At 53.4% G+C, this 26,196-nt stretch carries 19 protein-coding genes and 1 pseudogene; 17 read left to right on the top strand and 3 right to left on the bottom strand.

Annotated elements, in window-relative coordinates; genetic code table 11:
• Window positions 1-166 precede the first annotated feature (166 nt).
• From J2S20_RS03620 to J2S20_RS03585, 8 genes are all read left to right on the top strand, one after another.
• Entirely contained in the window at window positions 167-1,351 is a 1,185-nt protein-coding gene (locus tag J2S20_RS03620) for an acetyl-CoA C-acetyltransferase (protein WP_307253282.1), read from the top strand.
• Window positions 1,352-1,481: 130 nt separating this feature from the next.
• Complete coding sequence (locus J2S20_RS03615; protein ID WP_307253280.1) at window positions 1,482-2,258, top strand: enoyl-CoA hydratase-related protein; 777 nt, start codon at window positions 1,482-1,484, stop codon at window positions 2,256-2,258.
• A 98-nt stretch (window positions 2,259-2,356) separates the two neighbouring features.
• The gene (locus J2S20_RS03610; RefSeq protein ID WP_106611552.1) at window positions 2,357-3,190 is read left to right on the top strand and encodes a 3-hydroxyacyl-CoA dehydrogenase NAD-binding domain-containing protein; all 834 of its coding nucleotides are present in this window, start codon (window positions 2,357-2,359) and stop codon (window positions 3,188-3,190) included.
• 151 nt (window positions 3,191-3,341) lie between these two features.
• Window positions 3,342-4,493, top strand: a complete 1,152-nt coding sequence (locus J2S20_RS03605) for an acyl-CoA dehydrogenase (protein ID WP_307253278.1) — start codon at window positions 3,342-3,344, stop codon at window positions 4,491-4,493.
• A 17-nt stretch (window positions 4,494-4,510) separates the two neighbouring features.
• Window positions 4,511-5,293 (top strand): electron transfer flavoprotein subunit beta/FixA family protein, encoded by a 783-nt coding sequence (locus tag J2S20_RS03600; RefSeq protein ID WP_106611554.1) that lies wholly within the window; start codon window positions 4,511-4,513, stop codon window positions 5,291-5,293.
• 27 nt (window positions 5,294-5,320) lie between these two features.
• Entirely contained in the window at window positions 5,321-6,373 is a 1,053-nt protein-coding gene (locus J2S20_RS03595; protein ID WP_106611555.1) for an electron transfer flavoprotein subunit alpha/FixB family protein, read from the top strand.
• Window positions 6,374-6,535: 162 nt separating this feature from the next.
• Window positions 6,536-7,378, top strand: a complete 843-nt coding sequence (locus tag J2S20_RS03590; RefSeq protein ID WP_307253276.1) for a 3-hydroxyacyl-CoA dehydrogenase family protein — start codon at window positions 6,536-6,538, stop codon at window positions 7,376-7,378.
• A gap of 62 nt (window positions 7,379-7,440) precedes the next feature.
• Window positions 7,441-8,793, top strand: a complete 1,353-nt coding sequence (locus tag J2S20_RS03585) for a sodium-dependent transporter (protein ID WP_307253273.1) — start codon at window positions 7,441-7,443, stop codon at window positions 8,791-8,793.
• A 165-nt stretch (window positions 8,794-8,958) separates the two neighbouring features.
• On the opposite strand, the gene J2S20_RS03580 is transcribed toward J2S20_RS03585, so the two are convergent.
• On the bottom strand, window positions 8,959-10,398 hold the full coding sequence (locus J2S20_RS03580) for an aspartate ammonia-lyase (protein ID WP_307253271.1): 1,440 nt from the start codon (window positions 10,396-10,398) through the stop codon (window positions 8,959-8,961).
• Between the two features lie 337 nt (window positions 10,399-10,735).
• On the opposite strand from J2S20_RS03580, the gene J2S20_RS03575 reads away from it, so the two are divergent.
• Window positions 10,736-12,568 carry an NAD(P)-binding protein gene (locus J2S20_RS03575; RefSeq protein ID WP_307253269.1) on the top strand — a complete coding sequence of 611 codons (1,833 nt, stop codon included), beginning with the start codon at window positions 10,736-10,738 and terminating at the stop codon, window positions 12,566-12,568.
• Complete coding sequence (locus J2S20_RS03570; protein ID WP_106611560.1) at window positions 12,562-14,352, top strand: [FeFe] hydrogenase, group A; 1,791 nt, start codon at window positions 12,562-12,564, stop codon at window positions 14,350-14,352. Before J2S20_RS03575 ends, J2S20_RS03570 begins: the two co-directional genes overlap by 7 nt.
• Window positions 14,353-14,460: 108 nt before the next feature.
• Here J2S20_RS03570 and J2S20_RS03565 read toward each other — a convergent pair whose 3' ends face one another.
• Both J2S20_RS03565 and J2S20_RS03560 read right to left on the bottom strand, forming a co-directional pair.
• Complete coding sequence (locus tag J2S20_RS03565; protein ID WP_106611561.1) at window positions 14,461-15,552, bottom strand: PTS sugar transporter subunit IIC; 1,092 nt, start codon at window positions 15,550-15,552, stop codon at window positions 14,461-14,463.
• Between the two features lie 166 nt (window positions 15,553-15,718).
• Window positions 15,719-16,237: a transcription repressor NadR gene (locus tag J2S20_RS03560; RefSeq protein ID WP_106611562.1), complete on the bottom strand. Its 519-nt coding sequence runs from the start codon at window positions 16,235-16,237 to the stop codon at window positions 15,719-15,721.
• A 256-nt stretch (window positions 16,238-16,493) separates the two neighbouring features.
• Here J2S20_RS03560 and J2S20_RS03555 point away from each other — a divergent pair, with 256 nt between their 5' ends.
• The 7 genes and pseudogenes from J2S20_RS03555 to J2S20_RS03525 all read left to right on the top strand — a co-directional run bounded on the left by J2S20_RS03555 (window position 16,494) and on the right by J2S20_RS03525 (window position 26,161).
• Window positions 16,494-17,447 (top strand): L-lactate dehydrogenase, encoded by a 954-nt coding sequence (locus tag J2S20_RS03555; protein ID WP_106611563.1) that lies wholly within the window; start codon window positions 16,494-16,496, stop codon window positions 17,445-17,447.
• 235 nt (window positions 17,448-17,682) lie between these two features.
• Window positions 17,683-18,468: a precorrin-2 C(20)-methyltransferase gene (locus tag J2S20_RS03550; protein ID WP_307253264.1), complete on the top strand. Its 786-nt coding sequence runs from the start codon at window positions 17,683-17,685 to the stop codon at window positions 18,466-18,468.
• 23 nt (window positions 18,469-18,491) lie between these two features.
• A pseudogene (locus J2S20_RS03545) lies at window positions 18,492-19,010 on the top strand (DUF4143 domain-containing protein); the annotation flags it as partial.
• Between the two features lie 184 nt (window positions 19,011-19,194).
• Entirely contained in the window at window positions 19,195-19,548 is a 354-nt protein-coding gene (locus tag J2S20_RS03540) for an arsenate reductase family protein (RefSeq protein WP_307253262.1), read from the top strand.
• A gap of 119 nt (window positions 19,549-19,667) precedes the next feature.
• Window positions 19,668-21,056: a glycine--tRNA ligase gene (locus J2S20_RS03535; RefSeq protein WP_106611567.1), complete on the top strand. Its 1,389-nt coding sequence runs from the start codon at window positions 19,668-19,670 to the stop codon at window positions 21,054-21,056.
• Between the two features lie 110 nt (window positions 21,057-21,166).
• A complete protein-coding gene (gene ppdK / locus J2S20_RS03530; protein WP_307253259.1) occupies window positions 21,167-23,797 on the top strand; it encodes a pyruvate, phosphate dikinase in 2,631 nt (876 codons plus the stop codon).
• A gap of 267 nt (window positions 23,798-24,064) precedes the next feature.
• Window positions 24,065-26,161: a right-handed parallel beta-helix repeat-containing protein gene (locus tag J2S20_RS03525; RefSeq protein WP_307253257.1), complete on the top strand. Its 2,097-nt coding sequence runs from the start codon at window positions 24,065-24,067 to the stop codon at window positions 26,159-26,161.
• Window positions 26,162-26,196 lie beyond the last annotated feature (35 nt).

The raw sequence follows: 26,196 nt of genomic DNA, 5'->3' as shown, positions 1-26,196 counted from the left end.
TAAAGCGCAATATAGTGCTTAATAACTAAGAGAAGAGAGAAGAGATTGATAAAAAATTGTCAAAAATGTTTGACAAAGCGAAATGGCTCAGATATATTATTGCTATAAGCAATAAAAACAAAGAAATGTGGTTTATCATGTTCAGGCTCAAGGAGGAAAAAAAGCTATGGCTAAGAAAATTGTTCTTGCTGGCGCATGCCGTACCGCAATCGGAAAGATGGGCGGCGGGCTGAGCACAACCCCCGCGGTGGAACTCGGTGCAATTGTCATCCGGGAAGCCATGAAGCGGGCAGGTATTACCCCGGAACAGGTCGATCACGTGTACATGGGTAATGTGCTCCAGGCTGCTCTGGGCCAGAACCCGGCGCGACAGGCTGCGCTCAAGGCAGGTCTTCCCTATACATCCACGGCAGTGACAGTAAATATCGTCTGCGGCTCCGGTCTGAACTGCGTCAATATGGCGGCACAGATGATCCAGGCGGGAGATGCAGATATCGTCGTGGCAGGCGGTATGGAGAATATGTCCATGGCTCCCTATGCGCTGACAAAGGCACGCTTTGGCTACAGAATGAACAATGCGACGATGATCGATACCATGGTGAACGACGGACTCTGGGATGCCTTCAATGATTATCACATGGGTATTACGGCAGAAAATGTTGCTGAAAAGTATGGTCTGACCCGTGAGGAGCTGGATGCGTTCTCCGCAGACAGCCAGCAGAAGGCCTGCGCTGCGATGGCAGCGGGACGGTTTGACACGGAGATCGTTCCGGTTCAAGTGAAGCAGAAGAAGGCTGTGGTTGAGTTCGCAAAGGATGAGGGGCCGAGAGAGGGCACCACAGTCGAGGGACTTGCGAAGTTAAAGCCGGCATTCAAGAAGGATGGAATAGTCACAGCGGGAAATGCTTCCGGAATCAATGATGGCGCGGCAGCAGTGATTGTGATGAGCGAGGAGAAGGCGAAGGAGCTCGGTGTGAAGCCGATGGCCACCTGGATCGGCGGCGCTCTGGGCGGTGTGGATCCAGCCATCATGGGAATCGGTCCGGTGGCGGCGACCACAAAGGCTTTCCAGAAGACAGGCTTCACCATCGATGATATGGATCTTGTCGAGGCGAATGAGGCCTTTGCGGCGCAGTCCGTGGCCGTGGCGAGGGACCTGAAGTTTGACATGTCGAAGGTCAATGTCAACGGAGGCGCGGTTGCACTTGGACATCCGATCGGCGCTTCCGGCTGCCGCATTCTGGTGACGCTGCTTCACGAGATGCAGAAGAGAGATGCAAAGAGAGGTCTCGCAACCCTCTGCATCGGCGGCGGACAGGGCTGCGCCACAATTGTGGAGAAGTACGAGTAAGTGCAGAGCAGGGCTCGGTTATCACTTGATGAAAATCAGATATCAGTAGAAACAGGCTGGGTGCGCAGTGCCGAAAATTCGGCACTGCGCGTGGTGCGTTAAGAAGAGTTAAGAAGAAGCGAGGGAAGCTATGGGATATGTAGATTATGAAAGCAAAGGGCAGATCGGAATCATAACCATTAATCGCCCAAAAGCTCTGAATGCTTTAAACAGTGAGGTTCTGGACGAATTAAAGACCGTTGTTGAGAGCGTCGATATGGAAGAAATTCGTTGCCTCATTGTGACTGGAGCCGGCGAGAAGTCCTTTGTCGCCGGGGCAGATATCGCGGAGATGAGCGGACTCAGCGCTGCGGAGGGAGAGGCCTTTGGAAAGAAGGGAAACGATGTATTTCGCATGATAGAGACGCTGCCCGTCCCGGTGATCGCTGCGGTCAATGGTTTTGCACTCGGTGGGGGCTGTGAGCTCTCCATGTGCTGTGATTTCCGGATCTGTTCGGAGAATGCGATGTTCGGACAGCCGGAGGTGGGACTTGGCATTACTCCGGGGTTTGGTGGCACCCAGCGACTGGCCCGGCTGGTCGGTCCGGGCATGGCGAAGCAGCTCATCTATACTGCAAAGAATATTAGGGCGGAGGAGGCGCTTCGCATCGGCCTGGTGAATGCTGTCTATCCGCTGGAGCAGTTGATACCGGAGGCGGAGAAGCTCGCCGCAAGGATTGCCTCCAATGCGCCGATCGCGGTGCGCGCCTGCAAGAAGGCGGTCAATGAAGGACTGGAAGCAGATATGGATGCCGCAATTGTGCTTGAGGAGAAGCTGTTCGGCAGTTGTTTTGGCACACATGACCAGAAAGAAGGCATGTCTGCGTTTCTGGAGAAGCGTAAAGAGAGAGAGTTTTTGAATCACTGATAAGGGTATCTGTTAAATCTATACATAAATCAAGCGTTTTTTGTGGCGGCAATCAGAAATATATAGTATGATGACACAGTAATAAGGAGGAGTATTCTATGAAGGTAGGCGTTATCGGAGCCGGAACCATGGGAGCCGGCATTGCACAGGCATTTGCGCAGGTCGAGGGCTATGAGGTATGCCTCTGTGATCTGAACGAAATCTTTGCCGGAAGAGGAAAGAAGCGTATTGAGGCCAATCTCCAGAAGCGCGTCAGTCGCGGCAAGATGACAGAAGAGGAGATGACGGCAATTCTTGACCGCATTCACACGGGAACCAAATACATCTGCGAGGAATGCGACCTCATCGTCGAGGCTGCCGTTGAGAATATGCAGATCAAGAAGGATACCTTCCGTGAGCTTGCGACCATCTGTAAGAAGGATTGTCTTTTTACTACAAATACCTCTTCGCTCTCCATTACGGAGATAGGCGCAGGGCTTGACAGACCGGTCACAGGTATGCACTTCTTTAACCCGGCACCTGTCATGAAGCTGGTTGAGGTCAGTGTCGGACTGAATACGCCCCAGGAAATTGCAGATAAGGTCAGTGCTATCTCCGAGGATATCGGGAAGATTCCGGTGCAGATGCGTGAATTTGCCGGATTTGTCGTGAACCGGATCCTGATTCCGATGATCAATGAGGCGATCGGTGTCTATGCGGAGAATGATGTTCCGGCGGAAAAGATTGATGAGGCAATGAAGCTCGGCGCAAATCATCCGATGGGGCCGCTGGCGCTGGGAGATCTGATCGGACTCGATGTCGTGCTTGCGATCATGCAGGTGCTGCAGCAGGAGACCGGAGATTCGAAGTATCGCCCGCATCCGCTGCTCAGAAAGATGGTTCGCGGAGGCAGATTGGGAAGAAAGACGGGAAGAGGTTTCTACGAGTATTGAGAAATTGAGAACAGAAATACTGTTCGCGGCTTGGCTTTTCTGTTATAATAATGGGCAGTAATTGTATGGAGACGTTCTGCGGGGATACGAAAGGGTATCCCCGCAGTGATACGTCGAAGTGCGTTAATTATTTAACATGGAGGAAGGATAAATGGATTTCGTATTAGACAAGAAACACGAAATGGCGCGCACGTTATTCAGAGAATTCGCTGAAAACGAAGTGAAGCCGCTGGCTCAGGAGGTCGATGAGACTGAGCGCTTCCCGATGGAGACTGTCGAGAAGATGGCGCGCTATGGCTTCTTTGGTATTCCGATTCCGAAGGAGTATGGCGGACAGGGCTGCGACATCCTCACCTACGCGATGTGCGTTGAGGAGCTCTCCAAGGTATGTGGCACCACAGGCGTTATTGTTTCTGCACACACATCTCTCTGCATGGATCCGATTCTTACCTTCGGAACCGAGCTTCAGAAGAAGAAGTATCTTCCGGAGCTGGCAAGCGGTAAGAAGCTCGGTGCTTTTGGCCTGACTGAGCCGGGAGCAGGAACCGACGCACAGGGACAGCAGACAAAGGCTGTGCTTGACGGAGATGAGTGGGTTCTGAACGGATCCAAGTGCTTCATCACCAACGGTAAGTATGCAGATATCTACATTGTGATTGCCGTTACCGGAACTGTTGAGAAGCGCGGCAGAATGATGAAGGAGATCTCTGCATTTATTGTTGAGAAGGGAACTCCGGGCTTCACCTTCGGCGTGAAGGAGAAGAAGATGGGTATCCGCGGCTCTGCTACCTATGAGCTTATTTTCCAGGACTGCCGCATTCCGAAGACTGCTCTGCTCGGGCAGAGAGGCAAGGGCTTTAACATTGCCATGCATACGCTGGATGGCGGACGTATCGGTATTGCTTCTCAGGCTCTCGGCCTTGCGGAGGGCGCTCTTGAGAGAACCATTGATTATGTCAAGGAGAGAAAGCAGTTTGGCCGTTCCCTTGCACAGTTCCAGAATACACAGTTCCAGATTGCAGATATGGCGACAGAGGTCGAAGCTGCACAGCTTCTTGTGTACAAGGCAGCTATGGCGAAGCAGACCCAGAAGCAGTATGGTATGGAGGCTGCAAAGGCAAAGCTCTTCGCAGCAGAGACTGCTATGGCAGTCACCACAAAGTGCGTACAGCTGCACGGCGGCTATGGTTATATCAGAGAGTATGATGTTGAGCGCATGATGCGTGACGCGAAGATCACGGAGATCTATGAGGGAACCTCTGAGGTTCAGCGCATGGTCATTTCCGCAAACTTACTGAAATAAATTAGGAGGGACAGATCGTGAAAGTTATCGTATGCATTAAGCAGGTTCCGGATACAAAGGGAGGCGTTGCATTCAACCCGGACGGAACACTGAACAGAGCAGCAATGCTGGCTATCATGAACCCGGATGATAAGGCAGGCCTCGAGGCGGCGCTGAGACTGAAGGACGAGTGTGGAGCAGAGGTCACTGTGCTCACGATGGGTCTTCCGAAGGCGACTGATATGCTGCGTGAGGCTTACGCAATGGGCGCTGACAAGATGATCCTTGTCACCGACAGAGTGCTCGGCGGCGCAGATACCTGGGCCACCTCCAGTACGATTGCAGCTGCAATTCGTAACCTCGAGTATGATCTCATCATCACCGGCCGTCAGGCAATTGATGGCGATACCGCACAGGTCGGCCCGCAGATCGCGGAGCACCTTGGCCTTCCGGTTATCTCCTACACTCAGAATCTGAAGATCGAGGGCGATTATGCGATTGTTCAGCGTCAGTTCGATGACAGATATCATGTGCTTAAGGTGAAGCTTCCCTGCCTCTGCACTGCTCTGGCAGAGCTGAATGATCCGCGCTATATGACTGTCGGCCGCATCTTTGATGCCTTTGATGAAGAGGTTACAACCTGGGGAAGAGCGAATCTGCCCACCCTTCAGGATAAGGATATGGGACTTGCAGGTTCTCCGACAAAGATCGCGAAGGCCTCCGATAAGGTCAAGAAGGGCAAGGGAACCAAGGTCAATCTTGATGCTGAGGCATCTGTAGCATATCTTATGGAGCAGTTAACCAGTAGGCACGTTATCTAAAATAATCTGAAAAGTGGTGAGGGAAAAATGAACTTAGAAGAATATAAGGGAGTATATATCTTTGCCGAGCAGGTCGATGGCAGAATCAGTGGTATCGCATTTGAGTTAATCGGCAAAGCAAAGGATCTGGCAGCAGATCTGAAGACAGAGGTTACCGCAGTTCTGATCGGTTCTGAGATGGAGGAGCAGGTCAAGGAGCTCGCGGAGTACGGTGCAGATACGGTTATTGTGGTGGACGATCCGGAGCTCAAGGAGTACAGAACAGAGCCGTACACCCATGCACTCTCCGAGGTGATCAATACCTACAAGCCGGAGATCGTTCTGATCGGTGCTACACCGATCGGTCGTGACCTCGGTCCGAGCGTCTCCGCGAGAGTCGCTACCGGACTTACTGCGGACTGCACGAAGCTTGATATCGGTGATTTCCCGCTGGTTGTCGTTCCGGGCAAGGAGCACGAGCAGAAGCATAATCAGCTGCTCATGACCCGTCCGGCTTTTGGCGGAAACACGATCGCAACCATCGCCTGCCCGAACAACCGTCCGCAGATGGCGACTGTTCGCCCGGGTGTTATGCAGAAGAGAGAGAAGCAGGAAGGCAGAAAGTGCGATGTTGTGAAGTTCAACCCGGGCTTCACTCCGAATGAGAAGTATGTTGAGATTCTTGAGGTCGTCAAGAAGATCAGCGATACCGTTGACATTATGGACGCAAAGATCCTCGTATCCGGCGGCCGCGGTGTAGGAAGTCCTGAGAACTTCAAGATTCTTGAGGATCTCGCAAAGGCAATCGGCGGAGAGGTCTCCTGCTCCCGTGCGGTGGTTGATGCGGGCTGGAAGCCGAAGGATCTTCAGGTCGGACAGACAGGAAAGACCGTTCGTCCTCAGGTGTACATTGCCTGCGGTATCTCTGGTGCGATCCAGCATCTGGCAGGTATGGAGGAGTCCGATCTCATCATTGCGATCAATAAGGATGAGGACGCTCCGATCTTTGATGTGGCAGATATCGGCATCGTCGGCGATCTGAACAAGATCGTTCCGGCGTTGGCAAAGGAGATCAGTGCGTTTATCGCAGCAAAACAGTAATCATAAAAAAATTGAGAGGGGCCATTGCATATGAATGCAGTGGCCTTTTTTGTTGCGATGCTTTATTGATACTCTTGTTAATAAAAAGACTTAGCTTTACTTTTGTCCGAAATTTTCCTAGAATTTTAACTAATTATAGTTTCTATCAAAGGAGGAGTGTCTATGAAGGTCGGAGTCATTGGTTCCGGAACTATGGGTGGGGGTATCGCACAGACCTTTGCCCAGGCAGACGGATATGAGGTGTATCTCTGTGATGTCAATGAGCTGGTTGCCGGAAGAGGAAAGCGGCGAATTGAGGCACGGCTTAAGGACAGAGTGGATCGCGGCAGAATCTCCCAGGAGGAGATGGATCGTATCATGGGAAATATACGAACCGGTACGAAATATCTCTGCCTTGAGTGCGATCTTGTGGTTGAGGCCTCCGTTGAGGATATGCAGGTCAAGAAGGATATATTCAGGGAGCTGGAGGGAATTTGCAAGAAGGACTGTATTTTTGCAACCAATACGAGCTCGCTCTCCATCACGGAGCTGAGCCAGGGGCTTGACCGTCCTGTCATCGGGATGCATTTCTTCAATCCGGCTCCGGTCATGAGGCTGATTGAGATCTGCGTAGGCATGAATACACCGCAGGAAATTGCCGATAAGGTCAGTGCGATTGCAGAGGATATTGGAAAGAGACCGCTGCAGATGCCGGAGTTCGCAGGCTTTGTCGTGGATCGCATTCTGATTCCGATGATCAATGAGGCGATTGGCATTTATGCAGAAAATGATGTCCCGGTGGACAGAATTGACGAGGCAATGCGGCTCGGGGCCAATCACCCCATGGGACCGCTGGCGCTCGGAGATCTGATCGGACTCGATGTCGTACTGAAGATCATGCAGGTGCTGCAGGCTGAGACAGGAGATCCGAAGTATCGCCCGCATCCACTGCTCAGAAAAATGGTGCGCGGCGGCAGGCTGGGAAGAAAGAGCGGACAGGGCTTTTACTCCTATCCGGAGAAATAAGGCTTCCATGAAATGCTAATTTGTGCTACACTTGCACCATTATCATTTTTTGGGGGTGTTCCATGGACCGCGAAAATTTTAAGTCCCGCATTGGCTTCATTCTGGTCAGTGCAGGCTGTGCAATTGGTATCGGAAATGTATGGAAGTTTCCCTATGTTACCGGGGCGAATGGGGGAGGTATCTTTGTCCTGTTCTATCTGCTCTTTCTGATTATCATGGGGCTTCCCATACTCACGATGGAATTTGCTGTGGGACGCGCGTCGGGAAAGAGCGCGGTGCTGGGCTATAAGGCACTTGAGCCCAAGGGATCAAAGTGGCATATTCACGGCTGGTTCGCGCTGGCTGGCTGCATCATCCTGATGATGTACTACACGACTGTCTCCGGCTGGATGCTCGCTTACTTCGTGAAGTTTTTGGCCGGAAGCTTCAGAGGCATACAGACGGAGGCAGTGGACAGCGTTTTCGTCGATATGCTGGCGAATCCCATGGAAATGGGCCTTTTTATGACTGTCACGGTGCTGAGCGGCTTTTTGATCTGTTCTCTGGGCCTTCAGAAGGGCCTGGAGCGTGTCACCAAGGTGATGATGTGCGGTCTGCTGGGACTCATTCTGGTGCTGGCGGGACACAGTCTCATGCTTCCGGGAGCCGCAGAAGGCGTGCGCTTTTACCTGTTGCCGGACGCCGGGAGGGCAGCGGAGCAGGGCCTAGGCAAGGTGATCACCGCGGCGATGAATCAGTCCTTCTTCACCCTGAGTCTCGGTGTCGGTGCAATGGAGATCTTTGGAAGCTATATGGGGAAGGAAAAGAGCCTCGCGGGCGAGGCGGCCTGGATCTGTGTGCTGGATACTTTCATCGCGCTGGCTAGTGGTCTGGTCATCTTTCCGGCCTGTTTCAGCTACGGTGTGGAGACCAATTCCGGCCCGGCGCTTATCTTTATGACTCTGCCGCGCGTATTTGTCAATATGGCGGGAGGCAGACTGTGGGGGACGCTCTTCTTCCTCTTCATGACCTTTGCGAGCTTCTCGACCGTTATTGCAGTTTTTGAAAATCTGCTCGCGAACTGCATTGACAATTTCGGCTGGGACAGAAAGAAGTCTGTGCTGATCTGCTGCAGCTTCATCCTGATTGCGAGTATTCCCTGTGTGCTGGGTTATAATCTCTGGAGCGATGTGCATCTCATCGGCGGAAGAGATGTGCTGGACAGCGAGGACTTCATTGTCTCGAACCTTCTGCTGCCGTTGGGCTCCCTCGTCTTCCTTCTGTTCTGTGTCACGAAGTGGGGCTGGGGCTTTGACAACTATCTAAAAGAGGCCAATACAGGCGAGGGTCTGAAAATGTCTCCGCTCTGGAAGAATTACTTCCGTTTTGTCCTGCCGCTCCTGATTCTTGTGATTCTGGTGCAGGGGCTGCAATAAATGTGGTAAATAACGAGGAAAGACTCCTCCGCGCTTGTGCGGGAGGAGTTTTGACGAGAAAACTCATCGAGCGGAAGCGAGATGGTACAATGCAACAGGCCTGCGTCCCGGATTTCGGGATGCAGGCCTGTTTGCTATAGAGAACAGTATGTGCCTCCTGTGGTGTCAACCCTTATGCAGCAGCTCTTTTCCGGAGATTCCCGGTTTCGTCATCTCGTAGGGATCCATGATGACTGCCAGCTCCTCTTCAGAGAGTATGCCCTTTTCCACGACGAGCCTGCTCACAGGAACGTGCGTTTTTAGCGCTTCCTTTGCGATGTCAGCGGCCTCTGTGTAACCGATGTGGGGGCAGAGGGCGGTGACTGTACCGATGCTGTTGTTCACCATCTCCCGGCAGTGATCTTCATTTGCAGTGATGCCAACAATGCAGTTGTCAATTAAAGTATCAACAGCATTTCCCATCTGATCAATAGATTGGAAGAGGCTGTCAAAGACGACGGGCTCGAAGGCATTCAGTTCCAGCTGCCCCGCCTCAGCGGCCATTGCAATGGTGACATCGAAGCCGATGATACGAAAGGCTACCTGACTCACAACCTCGGGAATGACAGGATTAACTTTGCCGGGCATGATAGAGGAGCCGTTCTGTTTTGCAGGAAGATTGATCTCTCCCATGCCGGTGCGTGGGCCTGAGGACATGAGGCGCAGGTCATTGGCGAGTTTTGAGACAGCAATCGCAGCATTTCGCACAGCACTCGACACTGCAGCAAAGCAGTCAATATTTTGAGTGGCGTCGATCAGATCCTCAGCCTGTGTAAATTCTGTACCCGTTACCTGGGAGAGAATGGGGGCGATGTTGTGGAAGTAGTGGAGATCCGCATTCAGGCCGGTGCCGATGGCGGTTGCGCCCATATTGATGACGCGGAGTTCGCTCTCATTCCGGCGCAGGCGACTTAAGCTGCGCTCCACAGCAGAGGCATAAGCCCCGAATTCCTGACCTAGGCGGATGGGAACCGCGTCCTCCAGCTGTGTACGCCCCATTTTTAATATGTGGTCAAACTCACTCTCCTTCACGCGCAGTGCAGTCTCAAGCCGATGAAGTTTCTTTTCCAGATCCTGAAGCAGCACCAGTGTGGTCATCTTGCCGGCGGTGGGAATGACATCATTGGTGGACTGACCGAAATTCACGTGGTCATTGGGATGTACTACAGCGTAGTCTCCCAGTGTGCCGCCGAGTAATTCTATGGAGATATTGGCAATGACCTCATTTGCATTCATGTTGATCGAGGTGCCTGCACTGCCCTGAATGGGATCCACTATGAAATCCTCGTGGTATTTTCCGGCGATAATCAGATCACAGGCGCGCTGAATGGCCTCGGCAATTGTCAGATCCAGAACACCGGCCTCAGCATTTGTGATGGCGCAGGCCTTCTTGAGCCGGGCGAGGTTCCGTATCATCTCCGGGTGCAGACGCGTAGCGGATATGGGAAAGTTCTCCTTGGCGCGCAGAGATTGCACACCATAATAGGCACTGGCTGGAACTTCTTTCGTACCAATGGAATCCTGCTCGATGCGATATGTCTTCTTATCAGTTGTTGGTTGATGCATGCAATACCCTCCCTTATTAGCAGATAGAGCGCAACATGGCTACTGAGCATATCATAGCCTGTCAGGCCAATATATTCAAACACATTCAGACAGATCCTCACAGTCAAAGGGATATGACAGGCAGTGTTTACTGCAAAACTGTCTCGTCGCCTGCAGCAGCTCACACGACACTGTACTTTCAAAAAGTGTCAAAAAATTGACTATTCTTGCACATTCCTTGTGTGTTTTATACAATAGAAGACGTGAGTGTCCTGTGGGAAGGTGCGGTAAAAGCTGAGGTGTCCACGAAATTACAGCACAGCCAGGCGCTTCGCATAAATCATGAGAGGAGTGCAGTATGAGCAGATTGGAACTTGACGTGCCATCAAGACCGCGGCTTGTGATAGAGCAGCTCTATCAGGATTTGGAGCGACGGATAGAATCAAGTCCATCGGGCCTTTGTCCCGTTGACATCACCCGTGCCTTTCTGGAGCTATGCCGTACCGCATCATGTGGCAAGTGTATCCCGTGCCGCATCGGTGTGTGGCAGCTGAAAAATCTCCACACGGATGTTATGAACGGGATTGCGACCATGGAGACGCTGGATCTCATCGAGGAGCTGGCAGTGTCAATTTGTGAGAGTGCGGATTGTGCCATTGGCTATGAGGCGGGCCAGCAGGTACTGAACGCATTGCGCGGTTGCAGAGATGACTATGAGTCTCATGTGAAGAATCGCCGCTGTCTGTGTCAGCCTAAGGATCCGGTGCCCTGCGTGGAGCTCTGTCCTGCGCATGTGGACGTCCCGGGCTATGTGGCGCTGGTTGCGGAGGGAAGATATGCGGACGCAGTTCGCCTGATCCGAAAGGACAATCCTTTCCCGACGACCTGTGCCTTTATCTGTGAGCATCCCTGTGAGGCACGTTGCCGGAGGAATATCATAGACAGCCCCATTAATATCCGTGGTCTGAAGCGCGTGGCCTCAGACAATGCGGGTGAGGTGGAGCCGCCGGCGTGTGCGGCCTCCACAGGTAAGAAGATTGCGATTGTAGGTGGCGGCCCCGGAGGACTGAGTGCAGCGTACTACTTGCAGCTGATGGGACATCAGACTACGCTTTTTGAGATGCGTGAGAAGCTTGGGGGGATGCTGCGCTACGGCATTCCAAACTATCGCCTGCCAAAGGACAGACTGGATGAGGACATTAACGCCATTCTGAAGACCGGGGTGGAGGTAATCTACGGAAAGCGTATCGGTGAGGAGATCACGATCCAGAGCCTGCGCTCAAGCTACGATGCAGTGCTTATTACCATAGGCGCGAGTACGGATAAGAAACTCGGAATCGAGGGCGAGGAGGCAGAGGGCGTGATCTCCGCAGTCAAATTCCTGCGGGAAACCGGTGAGAGAGCGACCATGGATTTAAGCGGTCAGGAAGTATGTATCATAGGTGGCGGCAATGTCTCCATGGACGCGGTGCGCACTGCAGTGCGTCTGGGAGCTAAAAAGGTGAGTATCGTGTACCGGCGTCGCGTAGCGGATATGACCGCACTGCCCTCGGAAATTGAGGGGGCCATAGCAGAGGGCGTCGAGGTGAAGACACTCATGGCGCCGGAGCGGATTGAGCGGGATGAGAATGGACGGGTTTCCGGAATATGGGTGATTCCGCAGATGATCAGTAAGATCAGGGATGGTCGCGCGAGCGTGCGGCCAACGGGCGAGGAGAGTGTGTTTCTGCCTTGTCAGACTCTGATTGTGGCCATCGGACAGGATATTGAGTCGCAGCATTTCCGTCAGGCCGGTATCCCTGTGGAGCGTGGGAAGATCATGAGTGAGCGCTTCGGCGGTTTTGAGAATATACCGGGCGTATTCGCGGGAGGCGACTGTGCATCCGGTCCATCCACCGTGATTAAGGCAGTGGCCGCCGGCAAGGTGATCGCAGCAAATATCGATGAATATCTGGGCTATCATCACAGCATTGGCTGTGATGTGGAGATTCCTGCGCCAAAGATTGCAGACAGGCCGCCCTGTGGCAGAGTGAATCTCACAGAGCGCGAGGCAGGAGAGCGTGTGCATGATTTTGAGGGGGTTGAGAATGGTATGAGCCGTGCAGAGGCCTGCCAGGAGGCGGGACGTTGCCTGCGCTGCGACCACTATGGCTATGGAAGTCTGAAAGGAGGCAGGGCGCGAATATGGTAAATCTTACGATTGATGGTATTCAGCTTGCCGTCCCGGAGGAGACGACAATACTGGAGGCGGCGCGGACAATCGACATAGAGATTCCAAGTCTCTGCTATCTGAAGGGAATCAATGAGATTGGGGCATGTCGCGTGTGCTGTGTTGAAATCGAGGGAATGGATCGTCTTGTGACAGCCTGCAATGATACCGTGAAGGAGGGCATGGTGGTTCGCACCAACAGCCCGAAGGTCAGGAGAGCACGGAAAAATAACATACAATTTATACTGTCCCAGCATGATTGCCAGTGCACAAACTGTGTGCGCAGCGGAAACTGTCAGCTGCAAAAGCTGGCAAACGACCTGAACATTATAGATGTCCCTATGCTGCGCTGGGTGGAGGATCTGCCCTGGGATATGAATTTCCCTTTGATCCGGGACACGAAGAAGTGCATTAAGTGTATGCGCTGTATACAGGTCTGTGATAAGATTCAGGATTTGAAGGTGTGGGATGTAGCCAATACCGGCTCCCGCACGACAATCGGTGTGCGCGGCGGCAGGAAGATAAGCGATGTTGCCTGTTCACTCTGCGGCCAGTGCATCACGCACTGTCCCACCGGTGCGCTGAGAGAACGGAACGACACGGAGAAATTCTGGGATGCGGTTGAGGATCCGGATAAAATTGTTGTGGTACAGGTCGCACCGGCAGTGCGGACAGCACTCTGCGAGGGCTTGTCGGTGGCACCGGAGGAATTACCTGTCGGAAAAATACTGGATCTGATGAAACGACTGGGAGCGGATTATGTATTTGACACGGCATTTTCCGCAGATCTCACGATCATGGAGGAGGTCAGTGAATTTCTGCATCGCTTTAAGATGGGAGATCTACGGGAACAGCCCATGTTCACCTCCTGTTGTCCGGGCTGGGTACGTTTCATCAAATCACAGTACCCTCATCTGGTAAAGCAGCTCTCCAGTGCGAAATCTCCGCAGCAGATGTTTGGCGCGGTAATGAAGAGTTACTTCGCAGAGAAGCTTGGCGTAAAGCCGGAGAGGATCTATACAGTCTCCCTCATGCCCTGTGTCGCAAAGAAGGGGGAACGGGAGATGGAGCTCTACTATGGAGAATATGCAGGGCATGATATAGATCTCGTTCTTACGACGCGTGAGGTCGGAAGGCTTATGCGGGAAGCGCATGTGCAGCTCAGATCTCTGCGGGATATTTCCGGGGATACGATTATGCAGGAGGGCTCGGGCGCGGGAGTGATCTTTGGTGCAAGCGGAGGCGTTATGGAGGCAGCGCTCCGCACCGCACATTATATGCTGACCGGAGAAAATCCGGATCCGGACACAATTCATATTGTGAATCAGGCGGACCCCGAGAGCGGTCTTCTGGAGGCAGAGCTCACCATAGGATCGATACCGCTGCGCGCCGCGGTGGTCAGCGGCCTCGGCAATACCCGGCGACTTATTGAGCGAATTGAGCGGGGAGAGGTGCGCTATGACTTTGTGGAGGTCATGGCCTGTCCCGGCGGTTGTGCGGGCGGCGGCGGACAGCCAATTCATCCGGATGGCGGTGATGCGAGGGCGCGCGGTGCGGTGTTGTGTTCCATAGATAAGGGCATGAAGCTTCGTTTTTCTCATGAAAATGCGGATGTTCTGCGTCTTTATGATGAATATCTTGGGGCGCCGATGTCGAGAAAAGCGCATATGCTGCTCCATACGGATCATGAGGTCTGGGAGATGCCGCGCGGAGAGGCTCCCGGAGGAGAAGCTGTGAGTCTTGCCGTGAGAATTGCGAGAAGATAGGAAAAGAAAACAGAAAAAATGAAACAGCCATGTACCTTCGGATATGATTCCGGGTACATGGCTGTTTCGATCAGGGAGGCTGAAGGCGCAGAGGAAGGGAGCTGAAACTCATCCAAGCTGCAGATCTCCGTCCTTCACCCAGCCCATTCTCCGCACAAGGAGATGGATGAGAGGGCAGAGCAGGGCGGGAAGAACAAAGGAGATAAGCAGGAGACCCGCCCAGTCAAAGCCGGTGATGGCAGCCTTGCTGCCATTTGCAATATCACTCATCCAGCCGGTGTACACACCGATCTGTCCCACGAGTCCGCAGGTTCCCATTCCGGAGGAGACCGCGGCGCCGTTCATGCGGAGCTGGAAGAAACAGGTCGCAAGCGGGCCGGTGATTGCCGAGGTGAGGCAGGGCGCGATCCAGACGCGCGGATTCCGCACGATATTGCCCATCTGCAGCATTGAGGTGCCGATTCCCTGGGAGAGAAGTCCGCCCCACTTATTTTCCGGAAAAGAGATCACGGCAAAGCCTATCATCTGTGCACAGCAGCCTGCGACAGCCGCGCCGCCGGCAAGTCCCGTGAGACCGAGAGCTGCACAGATTGCTGCTGAGGAGATCGGAAGAGTCAGGGCAATCCCTACGACAACAGATACCAGTATTCCCATGAGGAAGGGCTGAAGCTCCGTGGCCCACATAATAATATCTCCTACTCTCATGGCAACTTTTCCGAGGGCGGGGGCCCAGAGTGCGGAGAGGGTGATGCCGACGCCGATGGTTACAAGAGGCGTGAGCAGAATATCGACGCGTGTTTCCTTGGAGACTGCCTTTCCGATTTCAGCAGCCAGTATGGCGACAAAGAGCACGGCGAGAGGACCGCCCGCACCTCCGAGTGCGTTGGAGGCGAAGCCCACTGTAATCAGGGAGAAGAGCACCAGAGGCGGGCAGTGCAGCGCGTAGCCGATGGCAACAGCCATGGCCGGGCCGCTCATTGCAGAAGCGAGACCGCCTACAGTGTACTCTGTTCCGGCAATCACTGCGACGGGAGCTGTCAGAGCGCCGATGTGAAATTGTGAGCCTATCGTATTGATAATGGTGCCGATCAGTAGAGAGCAGAAGAGGCCCTGCGCCATTGCGCCGAGCGCATCGATACCGTAGTGCTTTGCTGATATTTCAATGTCCTTACGCTTTAAAAATGCCTTGAGCCGTTCCATACTGTGATTCCTTTCCGGAGACAGGAGGATTCCGGGTATGAGCAGAGCGCCCATGGCCAGAATAATTGCCCGTGAAAACGGAGGTGTCAAGACATATGTATATACCTAAAAAAAGGCGCTGTCAAGAGAAAGCGCCTTCCTGGAATATACTATTTTGTTCTGGGTTTCAGTGATCTTCCCGATATAGCACGCCGAGTGCCGAGAGACGCTCGGACACGCGCTGGAAGGCGGCCTCGTCGGGGCAGAGGAGTGTGTGGAGGTGGATGCCGCTTGTCAGCAGGGAGAGCGGCTTTGTGTTTTTTCCGCGGTGGATGAATTCATCTACATCGTGGCGGCTTGTGAGCTCCAAAAGTCCGGTGAGCTGTCCGTAGAGAGGATGCTCGACGATGACATCCTTTACGGTGCAGCCTTCATCAACCATGGCGTAGAGCTCTGCCTGCATTTCTGTTCCTTCGTGGCGGCAGGCGATGCGGCGGCAGAGCTTGTCTGCGGGCTGCTGTCCGGCCATCAGATAGCCGCGGGGCGTCGCGGCGATATCGTTTCCGGCTGCCCGGAGCAGAGCGACATCGCCCACAATGATCTGTCTGCTCACAGAGAAGCGGCCGGCGAGCGCAGTGGCGCTGAGAGGCCCCTTGCTTTCTGCCAGCAGGGTCAGGATATTCTGTCTTCTCTGTTCTGCCTCCATAGGAGCTCCTTTCTGTGGTAGTGGTGTATAGAGACCGCCATGCAGCCGAGAGCCATATGGGATCTGTGGAATGAATTCAGTATAGCACAGGACAGCATTTTCCTCGATAAGGCTTTTATTTTCTGGAAAAATAAAAAATGTTGCCATGGCAGCACCAGGACTTGCGAGACTGTGATATAGTTGACTTGTAAGAGCTAGAATGGACTTCCGGTATGAGCAGCTGCTCCGGAGCCGGAAATAAGACTGGAGGCGAAATATGGGTTCTGATAAGAGAAAGGTTGTGCTTGTGGGCTGCGGTATGGTGGGAATGAGCTATGCCTATGCGATGATGAACCAGCAGACCTGTGATGAGCTGGTTTTGATCGATTATAATAAGGAGAGGGCCGAGGGAGAGGCGATGGATTTAAATCACGGCCTCGCGTTCTCCGCGTCACATATGAAGATACTGAGCGGGAGCTATGATGACTGTAAGGACGCTGATATCGTGACGATATGTGCGGGCGTCGCGCAGAAGCCCGGGGAGACGCGCATGGATCTGCTCGCGAGAAATACCGCGGTGTTCAAGTCCATCATCGAGCCTGTGACGGATTCCGGCTTTAACGGGATATTTCTCATAGCGACGAATCCTGTGGATGTCATGACAAAGGTGGCCTGCCATCTGTCCGGCTTTAATCCGAAGCGGGTCATCGGAAGCGGCACCTCGCTTGACACGGCGCGGCTGCGCTATCTGGTGGGAAGCTATCTGAAGGTGGATCCGCGCAGCGTGCACGGCTATGTGATGGGGGAGCACGGCGACACAGAGTTCGTTCCGTGGAGTCAGGTCTGCGTATCCACAAAGCCGGTGCAGGAGATTATTGCCAATTCCAATGGAAAATATTCCTTTGAGGAGCTGGAGAAGATAGAGATTGATGTCCGCACTGCCGCGGATAAGATCATCGCCGCAAAGAAGGCGACCTATTACGGGATCGGCATCGCGCTGACGCGTCTCACAAAAGCCATACTGGGCGATGAGAATTCCGTACAGACAGTATCTGCATATCTGCGCGGAGAGTATCACCAGAACGGCGTGTTCGCGGGTGTTCCTGCGATCATCAATGCGAGCGGCGTGCAGTCCGTGCTGGAGTGCCGGATCACAGAGGAGGAGCAGGCAAAATTTGACGCATCCTGTGCAGAGCTGAAGGCAAAGGTGCTGGAGGCGGAGCAGGCGTAAAGCAGCAATTTCGGATTGATAATAGCAGGCCCTGTCAAATGCAGGGAGTGAAGTGCAGCTGTGCGGCGAGACCGTGCGGCTGCTTTTTCCTATGGAGATGATATTCAGGGACGCCTCGTAAAATGGAATTTTGTTATTATAATAGATACAGTTGGAAATATGGCGTAGATGTAATGAAGCGTGTATCCTGTACATATCTGAGCACGATAATATTACCCATAGCAGGAGGAAGAGGATGGAAGATAAGCACAGCTATGGAACTTTATATGGGATTGGAGTCGGACCGGGGGATCCGGAGCTCATGACTCTGAAGGCACTGCGCCTTATCAGAGAGCTCCCGGTGATTGCGGTGCCCGGTGAGTGCGCAGAGGAAGCGACAGCTTATCAGATCGCGGTGCAGGCGGCTCCTGAATTGAGACATAAGCAGCTGCTCCCAATTCCTGTGCCCATGAGGCTTAAGAGAGAGGCACTTCAGGAGGCCCACCGGCGCGGTGCGGAGCAGCTTGAGGAAGTGCTGAGGCAAGGGAGATCCGTCGGCATGCTGTGTCTCGGTGATCCCACGATCTATGCGAGCTTTTCATATCTTGAAGCTCTGGTCCGGGCAGATGGTTTCGCTACGGAGTATGTGAGTGGTGTTCCGTCCTTTTGCGCAGCTGCAGCGGCGCTCGGAGAGCCCCTCGCCAGATGGGATGAGCCGCTTCATATCGTCCCGGCGCTGCATTTTCTGAGGCGCGAGGGGAATTCTGGTGAAGACGGAAACAGCCTGCAGAACAGTGTAGCCGCGCAGCAAAGTGAAAGAGAAAACGCGGCAGGACTTCCCGGAGATGGCACGCTTGTGCTGATGAAGAGCGGGCGCAGTCTCTTAGCTATGAAGGAGCAGCTCGCCGGTTCAGGCAGAAGTCTCATGATGGTAGAGAACTGCGGCCTGCCCGGGGAGAAGAGATATCGCTCGGCAGAGGAACTGCCGGAGCAGGCGGGATATTTTTCTATTGTGATTGCGAGGATAGGGGGTGCGATGTAACGATCATTGTAACGTTTCCTGGATACGAGAATGCTCTGCAATGGCTTGTTGATGCCCGACTGGTGCATAAAATCTACCGCAGCTCCGCTCCCGGCCTTCCTGTTGCCGCCTACGACGACCTGTCCGCATTCAAAATCTATCTGGTGGATGTGGGTCTGCTCCGTCGTCTGGCTCAGCTTGCTCCTACTGCTTTCGGTGAAGGCAACCGCTTGTTCACCGAGTTCAAAGGCGCTTTGACGGAAAATTTCGTTTTGCAAACTTTGATTACTCAGTTTGAAGTGGTACCTCGTTACTGGATGCAGACAAATCCTCCCTATGAGGTGGATTTCCTGATTCAGAGAGAAAACGATATTTTTCCTGTGGAGGTCAAGTCTGAGGCTAATACCACAAGCAAGAGTCTGAAGAAGTTCAAGGAACTGTTTCCAGATCAGGTCAAGCTCCGAGTTCGCTTCTCACTGGGTAATTTAAAACTGGACAATGATGTATTGAACATACCGCTGTTCATGGCAGATCAGGCAGATCGGTTGATTGGGTTGGCGTTAGTCAAGAATTATAGATTGCTTATTGATGCCAAACTGGATGTCGATGCAAAAACAACTCTTATCGTTGGCAGAGACAATACCGCCAAGACTTCATGCAGCTTTAACAATGAGATGAGCAGTTCCTCACTGGATGTGAGGTGACTGACCACTACACTTTATATATTAGGAGGAGGGTTAAGCATTTATGAATACATTTATCTGCTACGAGCGCTGCAGCACATGCAGGAAGGCACAGAAGTGGCTGGACGGGCATGGAATCGAATACACCGCCAGACCGATCAGGGAGCAGAAGCCGACGGCGCAGGAGCTCTCAATGTGGATCCCACGGAGCGGCAAGAGTGCTGGAAAATTTTTCAACACCAGCGGTCAGCTGTACCGGGGAATGGGGCTTTCCGCCAGAGTGAAGGATATGACGGACGAAGAAATGATCGAACTGCTTTCCACAGACGGGATGCTGGTAAAGAGACCGCTTTTCATTATGGATGGGGATGTGCTTGTCGGCTTTAAGGAAGCGGAGTGGGCAGAGAAGCTGCTGTGACAGAGAGCAGGTCTTTGTGCGGCTTTGCCCTCTTCCAGCCTTGAAATAGCGGGTTCCAGCGTATATAATGACGGAGAATATCCGTCCGCAGCCGGCGGAGGGAAAAGCAGGAGGAAAAAATGGAATACTCAATGGAAAAAATTGTAGCATTGGCAAAATCCCGCGGATTTGTCTACCCGGGCTCTGAGATCTATGGAGGATTGGCGAATACCTGGGACTACGGAAATATCGGCGTCGAGCTGAAGAACAACGTCAAGAAGGCGTGGTGGCAGAAGTTCGTGCAGGAGTCTCCGTACAATGTCGGCGTGGACTGTGCGATTCTCATGAACACCCAGACTTGGGTGGCCTCCGGCCATATCGGCAGCTTTTCCGATCCTCTGATGGACTGCAAGAGCTGCCACGAGCGCTTCCGTGCAGACAAGCTCATTGAGGATTACGCAGAGGCGAATCATGTTGAGCTGAAGTCCAGCGTTGACGGCTGGACGCACGAGGAGATGCAGAACTTTATTAAGGAGCATGAAATTGCCTGCCCAAGCTGCGGAAAGAAGGACTTTACCGATATCCGTGAGTTCAACCTCATGTTCAAGACCTTCCAGGGTGTCACGGAGAATGCAAAGAACGTCGTATATCTCCGCCCGGAGACGGCCCAGGGCATTTTTGTCAATTTCAAGAACGTGCAGCGCACCTCCAGAAAGAAGATTCCGTTTGGCATTGGTCAGATCGGAAAGTCTTTCCGCAACGAGATCACCCCGGGCAACTTCACCTTCCGTACCCGTGAGTTTGAGCAGATGGAGCTCGAGTTCTTCTGCAAGCCTGATACGGATCTTGAGTGGTTTGAATACTGGAAGAGCTACTGCATCAAGTGGCTGAAGGATCTCGGAATCAAGGAGGAGAATCTCCGCGCCAGAGATCACGATAAGGAGGAGCTCTCCTTCTATTCCAAGGCGACCACGGATCTGGAGTTCCTCTTCCCCTTCGGCTGGGGTGAGCTCTGGGGCATCGCGGACCGCACCAACTATGACCTCTCCCGCCATCAGGAGGTCTCCGGAGAGGACATGTCCTATTTTGACGAGGAGAGCAAGGAGAAGTATGTTCCCTACGTTGTGGAGCCGTCTCTCGGTGCCGACCGCGTGACGCTTGCCTTCCTCTGCAATGCCTACGATGAGGAGGAGCTTGAGGGAGGAGATGTAAGAACCGTGCTTCATTTCCATCCGGCGCTGGCACCGGTCAAGGTTGCGGTGCTTCCGCTCTCCAAGAAGCTCGGCGAGGGCGCGGAGAAGGTCTATGCCGAGCTCGCGAAGTACTGGCACTGCGAGTACGATGACCGCGGCGCGATCGGAAAGCGCTACCGCAGAGAGGATGAGATCGGAACGCCGTACTGCGTGACCTATGATTTTGAGTCGGAAAATGACGGCGCTGTGACCGTGCGTGACCGCGACAGCATGAAGCAGGAGCGTGTCAGGATCTCCGAGCTGCGCAACTATTTCCTTGATAAGTTTATGTTCTGAGGATTTGCGGAGAGATTGTCAAATATCTACCATTCTTAAATAAATTGTGATATCATCTATAGATTGTAGAGAGCTTATATCAGTACAGTTTTTTCTAGTAGGAGGAAAACATGGCAAGAAAGTGGGTTTACAAGTTTAGCGAGGGAAATGCCGGCATGAGAGAGCTGCTCGGCGGTAAGGGTGCAAACCTCGCAGAGATGACCAACATCGGTCTTCCGGTTCCCCAGGGCTTTACGATCACGACTGAGGCCTGCACGCAGTACTACGAGGACGGTCGCGAGATCAACCCGGAGATTCAGGGACAGATCAATGAGTACATCGTAAAGATGGAGGAGATGACCGGCAAGAAGTTTGGCGATAAGGAGAACCCGCTTCTTGTTTCTGTTCGTTCCGGTGCAAGAGCTTCCATGCCGGGTATGATGGATACCATCCTGAACCTTGGTCTCAATGAGGACGTGGTCAATGTTCTCGCGGAGAAGTCCGGCAATGCGCGCTGGGCGTGGGACTGCTACAGAAGATTCATTCAGATGTATTCCGATGTCGTTATGGAGGTCGGTAAGAAGTACTTTGAGGAGCTCATCGACAAGATGAAGGAAGCGCGCGGCGTGAAGCAGGATGTAGAGCTCACCGCGGACGACCTGAAGGAGCTCGCAAACCAGTTTAAGGCGGAGTACAAGGAGAAGATCGGCAGCGAGTTCCCGTCCGATCCGAAGGAGCAGCTGATGGGCGCCATCAAAGCTGTGTTCCGTTCCTGGGACAACCCGCGTGCAAATGTCTATCGCCGTGATAATGATATCCCCTATTCCTGGGGCACCGCTGTCAACGTTCAGTCCATGGCCTTCGGAAATATGGGAGATGACTGCGGAACCGGTGTTGCATTCACCAGAGATCCTGCTACCGGTGAGAGAGGTCTCTTTGGTGAGTTCCTGACCAACGCACAGGGTGAGGACGTTGTTGCGGGCGTTCGCACGCCGATGCATATCAAGGAGATGGAGCAGAAGTTCCCGGAGGCATTCAAGCAGTTTGTTGAGGTCTGCAAGACTCTTGAGAATCACTACAGAGATATGCAGGATATGGAGTTTACCGTTGAGCACGGAAAGCTCTATATGCTTCAGACCAGAAATGGTAAGAGAACCGCGCAGGCCGCGCTGAAGATCGCGTGCGACCTTGTGGATGAGGGCATGAGAACAGAGGAAGAGGCGGTCGCAATGATTGACCCGAGAAACCTCGATACCCTGCTTCATCCGCAGTTTGACCAGAAGGCTCTGAAGGCAGCGACTCCGATGGGCAAGGGCCTCGGTGCTTCCCCGGGTGCAGCCTTCGGTAAGGTCGTATTTACTGCTGAGGATGCAGTTGAGTGGGCAGAGCGCGGCGAGAAGGTTGTGCTGGTTCGTCTTGAGACCTCCCCGGAGGATATCAGCGGCATGAAGTCCGCGCAGGGTATCCTGACTGTGAGAGGCGGCATGACCTCCCACGCAGCAGTTGTGGCGCGCGGCATGGGCAAGTGCTGCGTATCCGGCTGCGGCGACATCGTGATGAACGAGGCGGAGAAGAAATTCACCCTTGCAGGCAAGACCTTCAAGGAGGGTGACAGCATCTCCATTGACGGAACGACCGGAAACATCTATGAAGGTGTGATTGCAACGGTTGATGCTACCATCGCCGGTGAGTTTGGCCGCATCATGGCGTGGGCAGATAAGTACAGAAGACTGAAGGTCAGAACCAACGCGGATACGCCGACTGATGCAAAGAAGGCACGTGAGCTCGGCGCTGAGGGTATCGGTCTCTGCCGCACCGAGCATATGTTCTTCGAGGCGGACAGAATTGCTGCGTTCCGCGAGATGATCTGCTCCGATACGGTGGAGGAGAGAGAAGAGGCACTGGCAAAGATCCTTCCGTATCAGCAGAAGGACTTTGAGGAGCTCTATGAGGCGCTCGAGGGCTGCCCGGTGACCATTCGCTTCCTGGATCCGCCGCTGCATGAGTTTGTGCCGACCACTGAGCCGGAGATCGAGAAGCTTGCAGCTGCAAAGCACAAGAGCGTTCAGGAGATCAAGGATTATATTGCTTCCCTGCATGAGTTCAACCCGATGATGGGCCACAGAGGCTGCCGTCTGGCGGTCACCTATCCGGAGATCGCTGCGATGCAGACCAAGGCTGTGATCCGCGCCGCAATCGAGGTGCAGAAGAGACACAGCGACTGGACTGTCAAGCCGGAGATCATGATCCCGCTCGTATGCGAGCTGAAGGAGCTGAAGTACGTCAAGAAGACTGTCGTTGAGATCGCAGATGCGGAGATCAAGGCGGCCGGTGCTGCTCTTGAGTATGAGGTCGGTACGATGATCGAGATCCCGAGAGCCTGCCTCACTGCGGATGAGATCGCAAAGGATGCGGACTTCTTCTGCTTCGGAACCAACGATCTGACTCAGATGACCTTTGGCTTCTCCCGTGACGATGCCGGTAAGTTCCTGAACTCCTACTACGACGCAAAGATCTTCGAGAACGATCCGTTTGCGAAGCTCGATCAGAACGGCGTAGGGAAGCTCATGGAGATGGCGATCACACTTGGAAAACCGGTGAACGAGAAGCTGCACATCGGTATCTGCGGCGAGCACGGCGGGGATCCGTCCTCTGTTGAGTTCTGCCACAGAATCGGTCTCGACTATGTCTCCTGCTCCCCGTTCCGTGTACCGGTTGCGAGACTGGCAGCGGCACAGGCGGCTATCGCAGAGAAGAAGTAATAGAAGTCTGGCTCCTTGAGCCGGATATAGCCTTGAGAACGAAGCGGAGTCCCTTACAGGGGCTCCGCTGTTTTGCTATACAACACTGTTTACGCTGAATATTTGCAGATGATTTTTTCTGTGCAGAAAAGAAGAAAACCAATTTTGAGAGAAAAGGAAGATGCGTCTGTATATTTTCAGGAGATAATGTGGTAAACTGATAAAAAATAAAAATATTTGAAAGCGGAATTACAGTGACAGAATTTCCGGCTCAGAAAAGGAGGCAATATGAAGCGACTCAGAATCGTCACAGCATGCCTGCTGTCCCTTACTCTCGGCGTCGGCCTGACAGCCTGCAGCGGAATCCCCGATTTTACAGCTTCCTCCACAGCAGAGAGCTCCGAAGCGTCCGCACAGAGCAAGGGGGAGAAGCCGGGTAAGGCGAAGGATGGTGAGGCGCTCAGCGGGCAGTCACAGGGGCAGTGGATCTATGAGAATCCTGCACTTGGCTACCGGCTGAATCTCCCGCTTCAGTATCAGGAGCTCATCGAGATAGAGAATACGGAAAACTGTGACTACTTTATATACAAAAAGGCGGTGGAGAGCGGGTATGAAGGCATTGCGCTGGTGATATCGATTCTGGAGCCGGAGGAGCTGGAGGAGCTCTCGGGAAACGATTCGATGAAGCTTCTCTATGAGGGGACGGACTATGCCGCAGTCAGCTGGGAGAACCAGGATTATCCCTATGATCCCTCCAGCAGAGAGCAGGCGAATGAGTATCTGGACATACGGGATGCCCTGCGGGCCTCTCTGGACAGCTTTGAGATCACGGAGGCGATCGATGCGCACGCGCTCACACATTATAATCTGAAGCTTCAGAAGGAGCTGCGGACAGAGCGGATAGTAGATGAGAACAATGGGCTTGAGATGGAGCTCTCTATGGAGCAGCTGCAGCTGCAGACAGACGGCTTCAGCCGTTCGGAGGAGCTGGAGGATCTGAATGAGACACTGAGGCAGGAGATGGAGTATGAGAAGCTTCGTTTTCAGGAGCAGCTCGGAGAGAAGAGTTTTGCTGCCGCGATTCAGCGACATGGGAGGCAGAGTGAAAGTGCAGACCCCGCAGCGCACGGCAGGCTGGAGCTGAGAGCCGGACTGGCAAATCAGAGTGTGCTCTCCTATCAGTCGCGAAGCTATGCGGACAGCGGTGAGGGAGAGCAGCTGTTCTCCTCTGCGGGACATACTTGGGTCTGGATGTATTACGGTGGGTTTGTGGAGGCGAGCTTCAGAGATATCATCGGGAATGAGAGGAGCTTCTATGCGGCGCTTGCGAAGGAATTGAAGAAATCTCCCTATGCGAAGGGCTTTCGGAAGAACTGGATGGATTATCTCGAGGAGCTGAAAAGAGGCGGCTACGACGCGGAGTATAATTATCGGGAAGATATACTGCCGGACTGGTATCTCTCGGAGGAGGGGATATGTCTCTGCTTCCGGGAGGGGCAGGGGGCCGAGGAGCTGGGACTTCCGGAGGGAGCGGAGCTTGAATGTGTGCTGCCCTACGCGGAATATGTGGATATCCTTCCGGAGGAGCTTCGGGAGTGGGGAGAGCAGCAGCGAATACATGTCAGCACGGCGGAAGAGCTGATGCAGGCGATAGGCTCCAACCGGGAGATTGTACTGAGCCCCGGGAGTTATGACCTGAGCGGCTTTGTGGAGCGTGCGGAACAGAGCATGTATATCCGGGATGATGAACCTGAGATGCTGGCAGAGTGGCGTGTGCAGTATCCGCATATTGACTGTTCTTATCAGGGAATCGTCATTTGCGCTGTGAATCGCCTCACGCTTCGCGGAGAGAGAGGGGCGGAGCAGACAGAAATATGTCTTGCGGATCCTGTAGATGATGTTCTGAGCTTTACGGGCTGCGAGCGTATTCAGCTCGAGGGGCTCAGGATGGGACACAGCACGGAGGCAGGCAGCTGTGATGGAGATGTCCTGAGCTTTGAGAGCAGCAACAGGATCAGTCTTAAGGGGATGGATCTGTACGGCTGCGGCGCGCACGGCATAAGTACCTACTACAGTGACAGGCTAAAGGCAGAGAATACAGTTGTGCGGGACTGCAGCGCCGGTATTGTCATGCTGATCAATGCAGGAAGCTTTGAGTTCAGTAACTGCAGCTTCCGGAACAATGATGGCGATCCGCTGCTGAATGGAATCGATTCGTATGATATTAACTTCCGCGACTGCAGCTTTGAAAATAAAGGAGGAGAGCTGCTTCGAACGGATCAGGGGGATGAGCCGACCGGATTCGGGTTCTATGGCTGCCGCTTCACAGAGCATGAGCAGAAAGCGATTGATGCACATAAAAATGTAATTGAGTATGAGGAATGAACGAGCAGACTTGACGCGGTCCACAGTTTATGTTA

The sequence above is a fragment of the Moryella indoligenes genome, assembly GCF_030812885.1.
Taxonomy (GTDB): Bacteria; Bacillota; Clostridia; order Lachnospirales; family Lachnospiraceae; genus Moryella; species Moryella indoligenes.
This window is presented reverse-complemented; position numbering and strand designations above follow the sequence as displayed.

What these genes read in the sequence shown, in the direction of transcription:
- J2S20_RS03620 (WP_307253282.1), top strand. Translation starts at nt 167, where the DNA reads ATGGCTAAGAAAATTGTTCTTGCTGGCGCATGCCGTACCGCAATCGGA.
- J2S20_RS03615 (WP_307253280.1), top strand. Translation starts at nt 1,482, where the DNA reads ATGGGATATGTAGATTATGAAAGCAAAGGGCAGATCGGAATCATAACC.
- J2S20_RS03610 (WP_106611552.1), top strand. Translation starts at nt 2,357, where the DNA reads ATGAAGGTAGGCGTTATCGGAGCCGGAACCATGGGAGCCGGCATTGCA.
- J2S20_RS03605 (WP_307253278.1), top strand. Translation starts at nt 3,342, where the DNA reads ATGGATTTCGTATTAGACAAGAAACACGAAATGGCGCGCACGTTATTC.
- J2S20_RS03595 (WP_106611555.1), top strand. Translation starts at nt 5,321, where the DNA reads ATGAACTTAGAAGAATATAAGGGAGTATATATCTTTGCCGAGCAGGTC.
- J2S20_RS03590 (WP_307253276.1), top strand. Translation starts at nt 6,536, where the DNA reads ATGAAGGTCGGAGTCATTGGTTCCGGAACTATGGGTGGGGGTATCGCA.
- J2S20_RS03585 (WP_307253273.1), top strand. Translation starts at nt 7,441, where the DNA reads ATGGACCGCGAAAATTTTAAGTCCCGCATTGGCTTCATTCTGGTCAGT.
- J2S20_RS03580 (WP_307253271.1), bottom strand. Translation starts at nt 10,398, where the DNA reads ATGCATCAACCAACAACTGATAAGAAGACATATCGCATCGAGCAGGAT.
- J2S20_RS03575 (WP_307253269.1), top strand. Translation starts at nt 10,736, where the DNA reads ATGAGCAGATTGGAACTTGACGTGCCATCAAGACCGCGGCTTGTGATA.
- J2S20_RS03570 (WP_106611560.1), top strand. Translation starts at nt 12,562, where the DNA reads ATGGTAAATCTTACGATTGATGGTATTCAGCTTGCCGTCCCGGAGGAG.
- J2S20_RS03565 (WP_106611561.1), bottom strand. Translation starts at nt 15,552, where the DNA reads ATGGAACGGCTCAAGGCATTTTTAAAGCGTAAGGACATTGAAATATCA.
- J2S20_RS03560 (WP_106611562.1), bottom strand. Translation starts at nt 16,237, where the DNA reads ATGGAGGCAGAACAGAGAAGACAGAATATCCTGACCCTGCTGGCAGAA.
- J2S20_RS03555 (WP_106611563.1), top strand. Translation starts at nt 16,494, where the DNA reads ATGGGTTCTGATAAGAGAAAGGTTGTGCTTGTGGGCTGCGGTATGGTG.
- J2S20_RS03550 (WP_307253264.1), top strand. Translation starts at nt 17,683, where the DNA reads ATGGAAGATAAGCACAGCTATGGAACTTTATATGGGATTGGAGTCGGA.
- J2S20_RS03540 (WP_307253262.1), top strand. Translation starts at nt 19,195, where the DNA reads ATGAATACATTTATCTGCTACGAGCGCTGCAGCACATGCAGGAAGGCA.
- J2S20_RS03535 (WP_106611567.1), top strand. Translation starts at nt 19,668, where the DNA reads ATGGAATACTCAATGGAAAAAATTGTAGCATTGGCAAAATCCCGCGGA.
- ppdK (WP_307253259.1), top strand. Translation starts at nt 21,167, where the DNA reads ATGGCAAGAAAGTGGGTTTACAAGTTTAGCGAGGGAAATGCCGGCATG.
- J2S20_RS03525 (WP_307253257.1), top strand. Translation starts at nt 24,065, where the DNA reads ATGAAGCGACTCAGAATCGTCACAGCATGCCTGCTGTCCCTTACTCTC.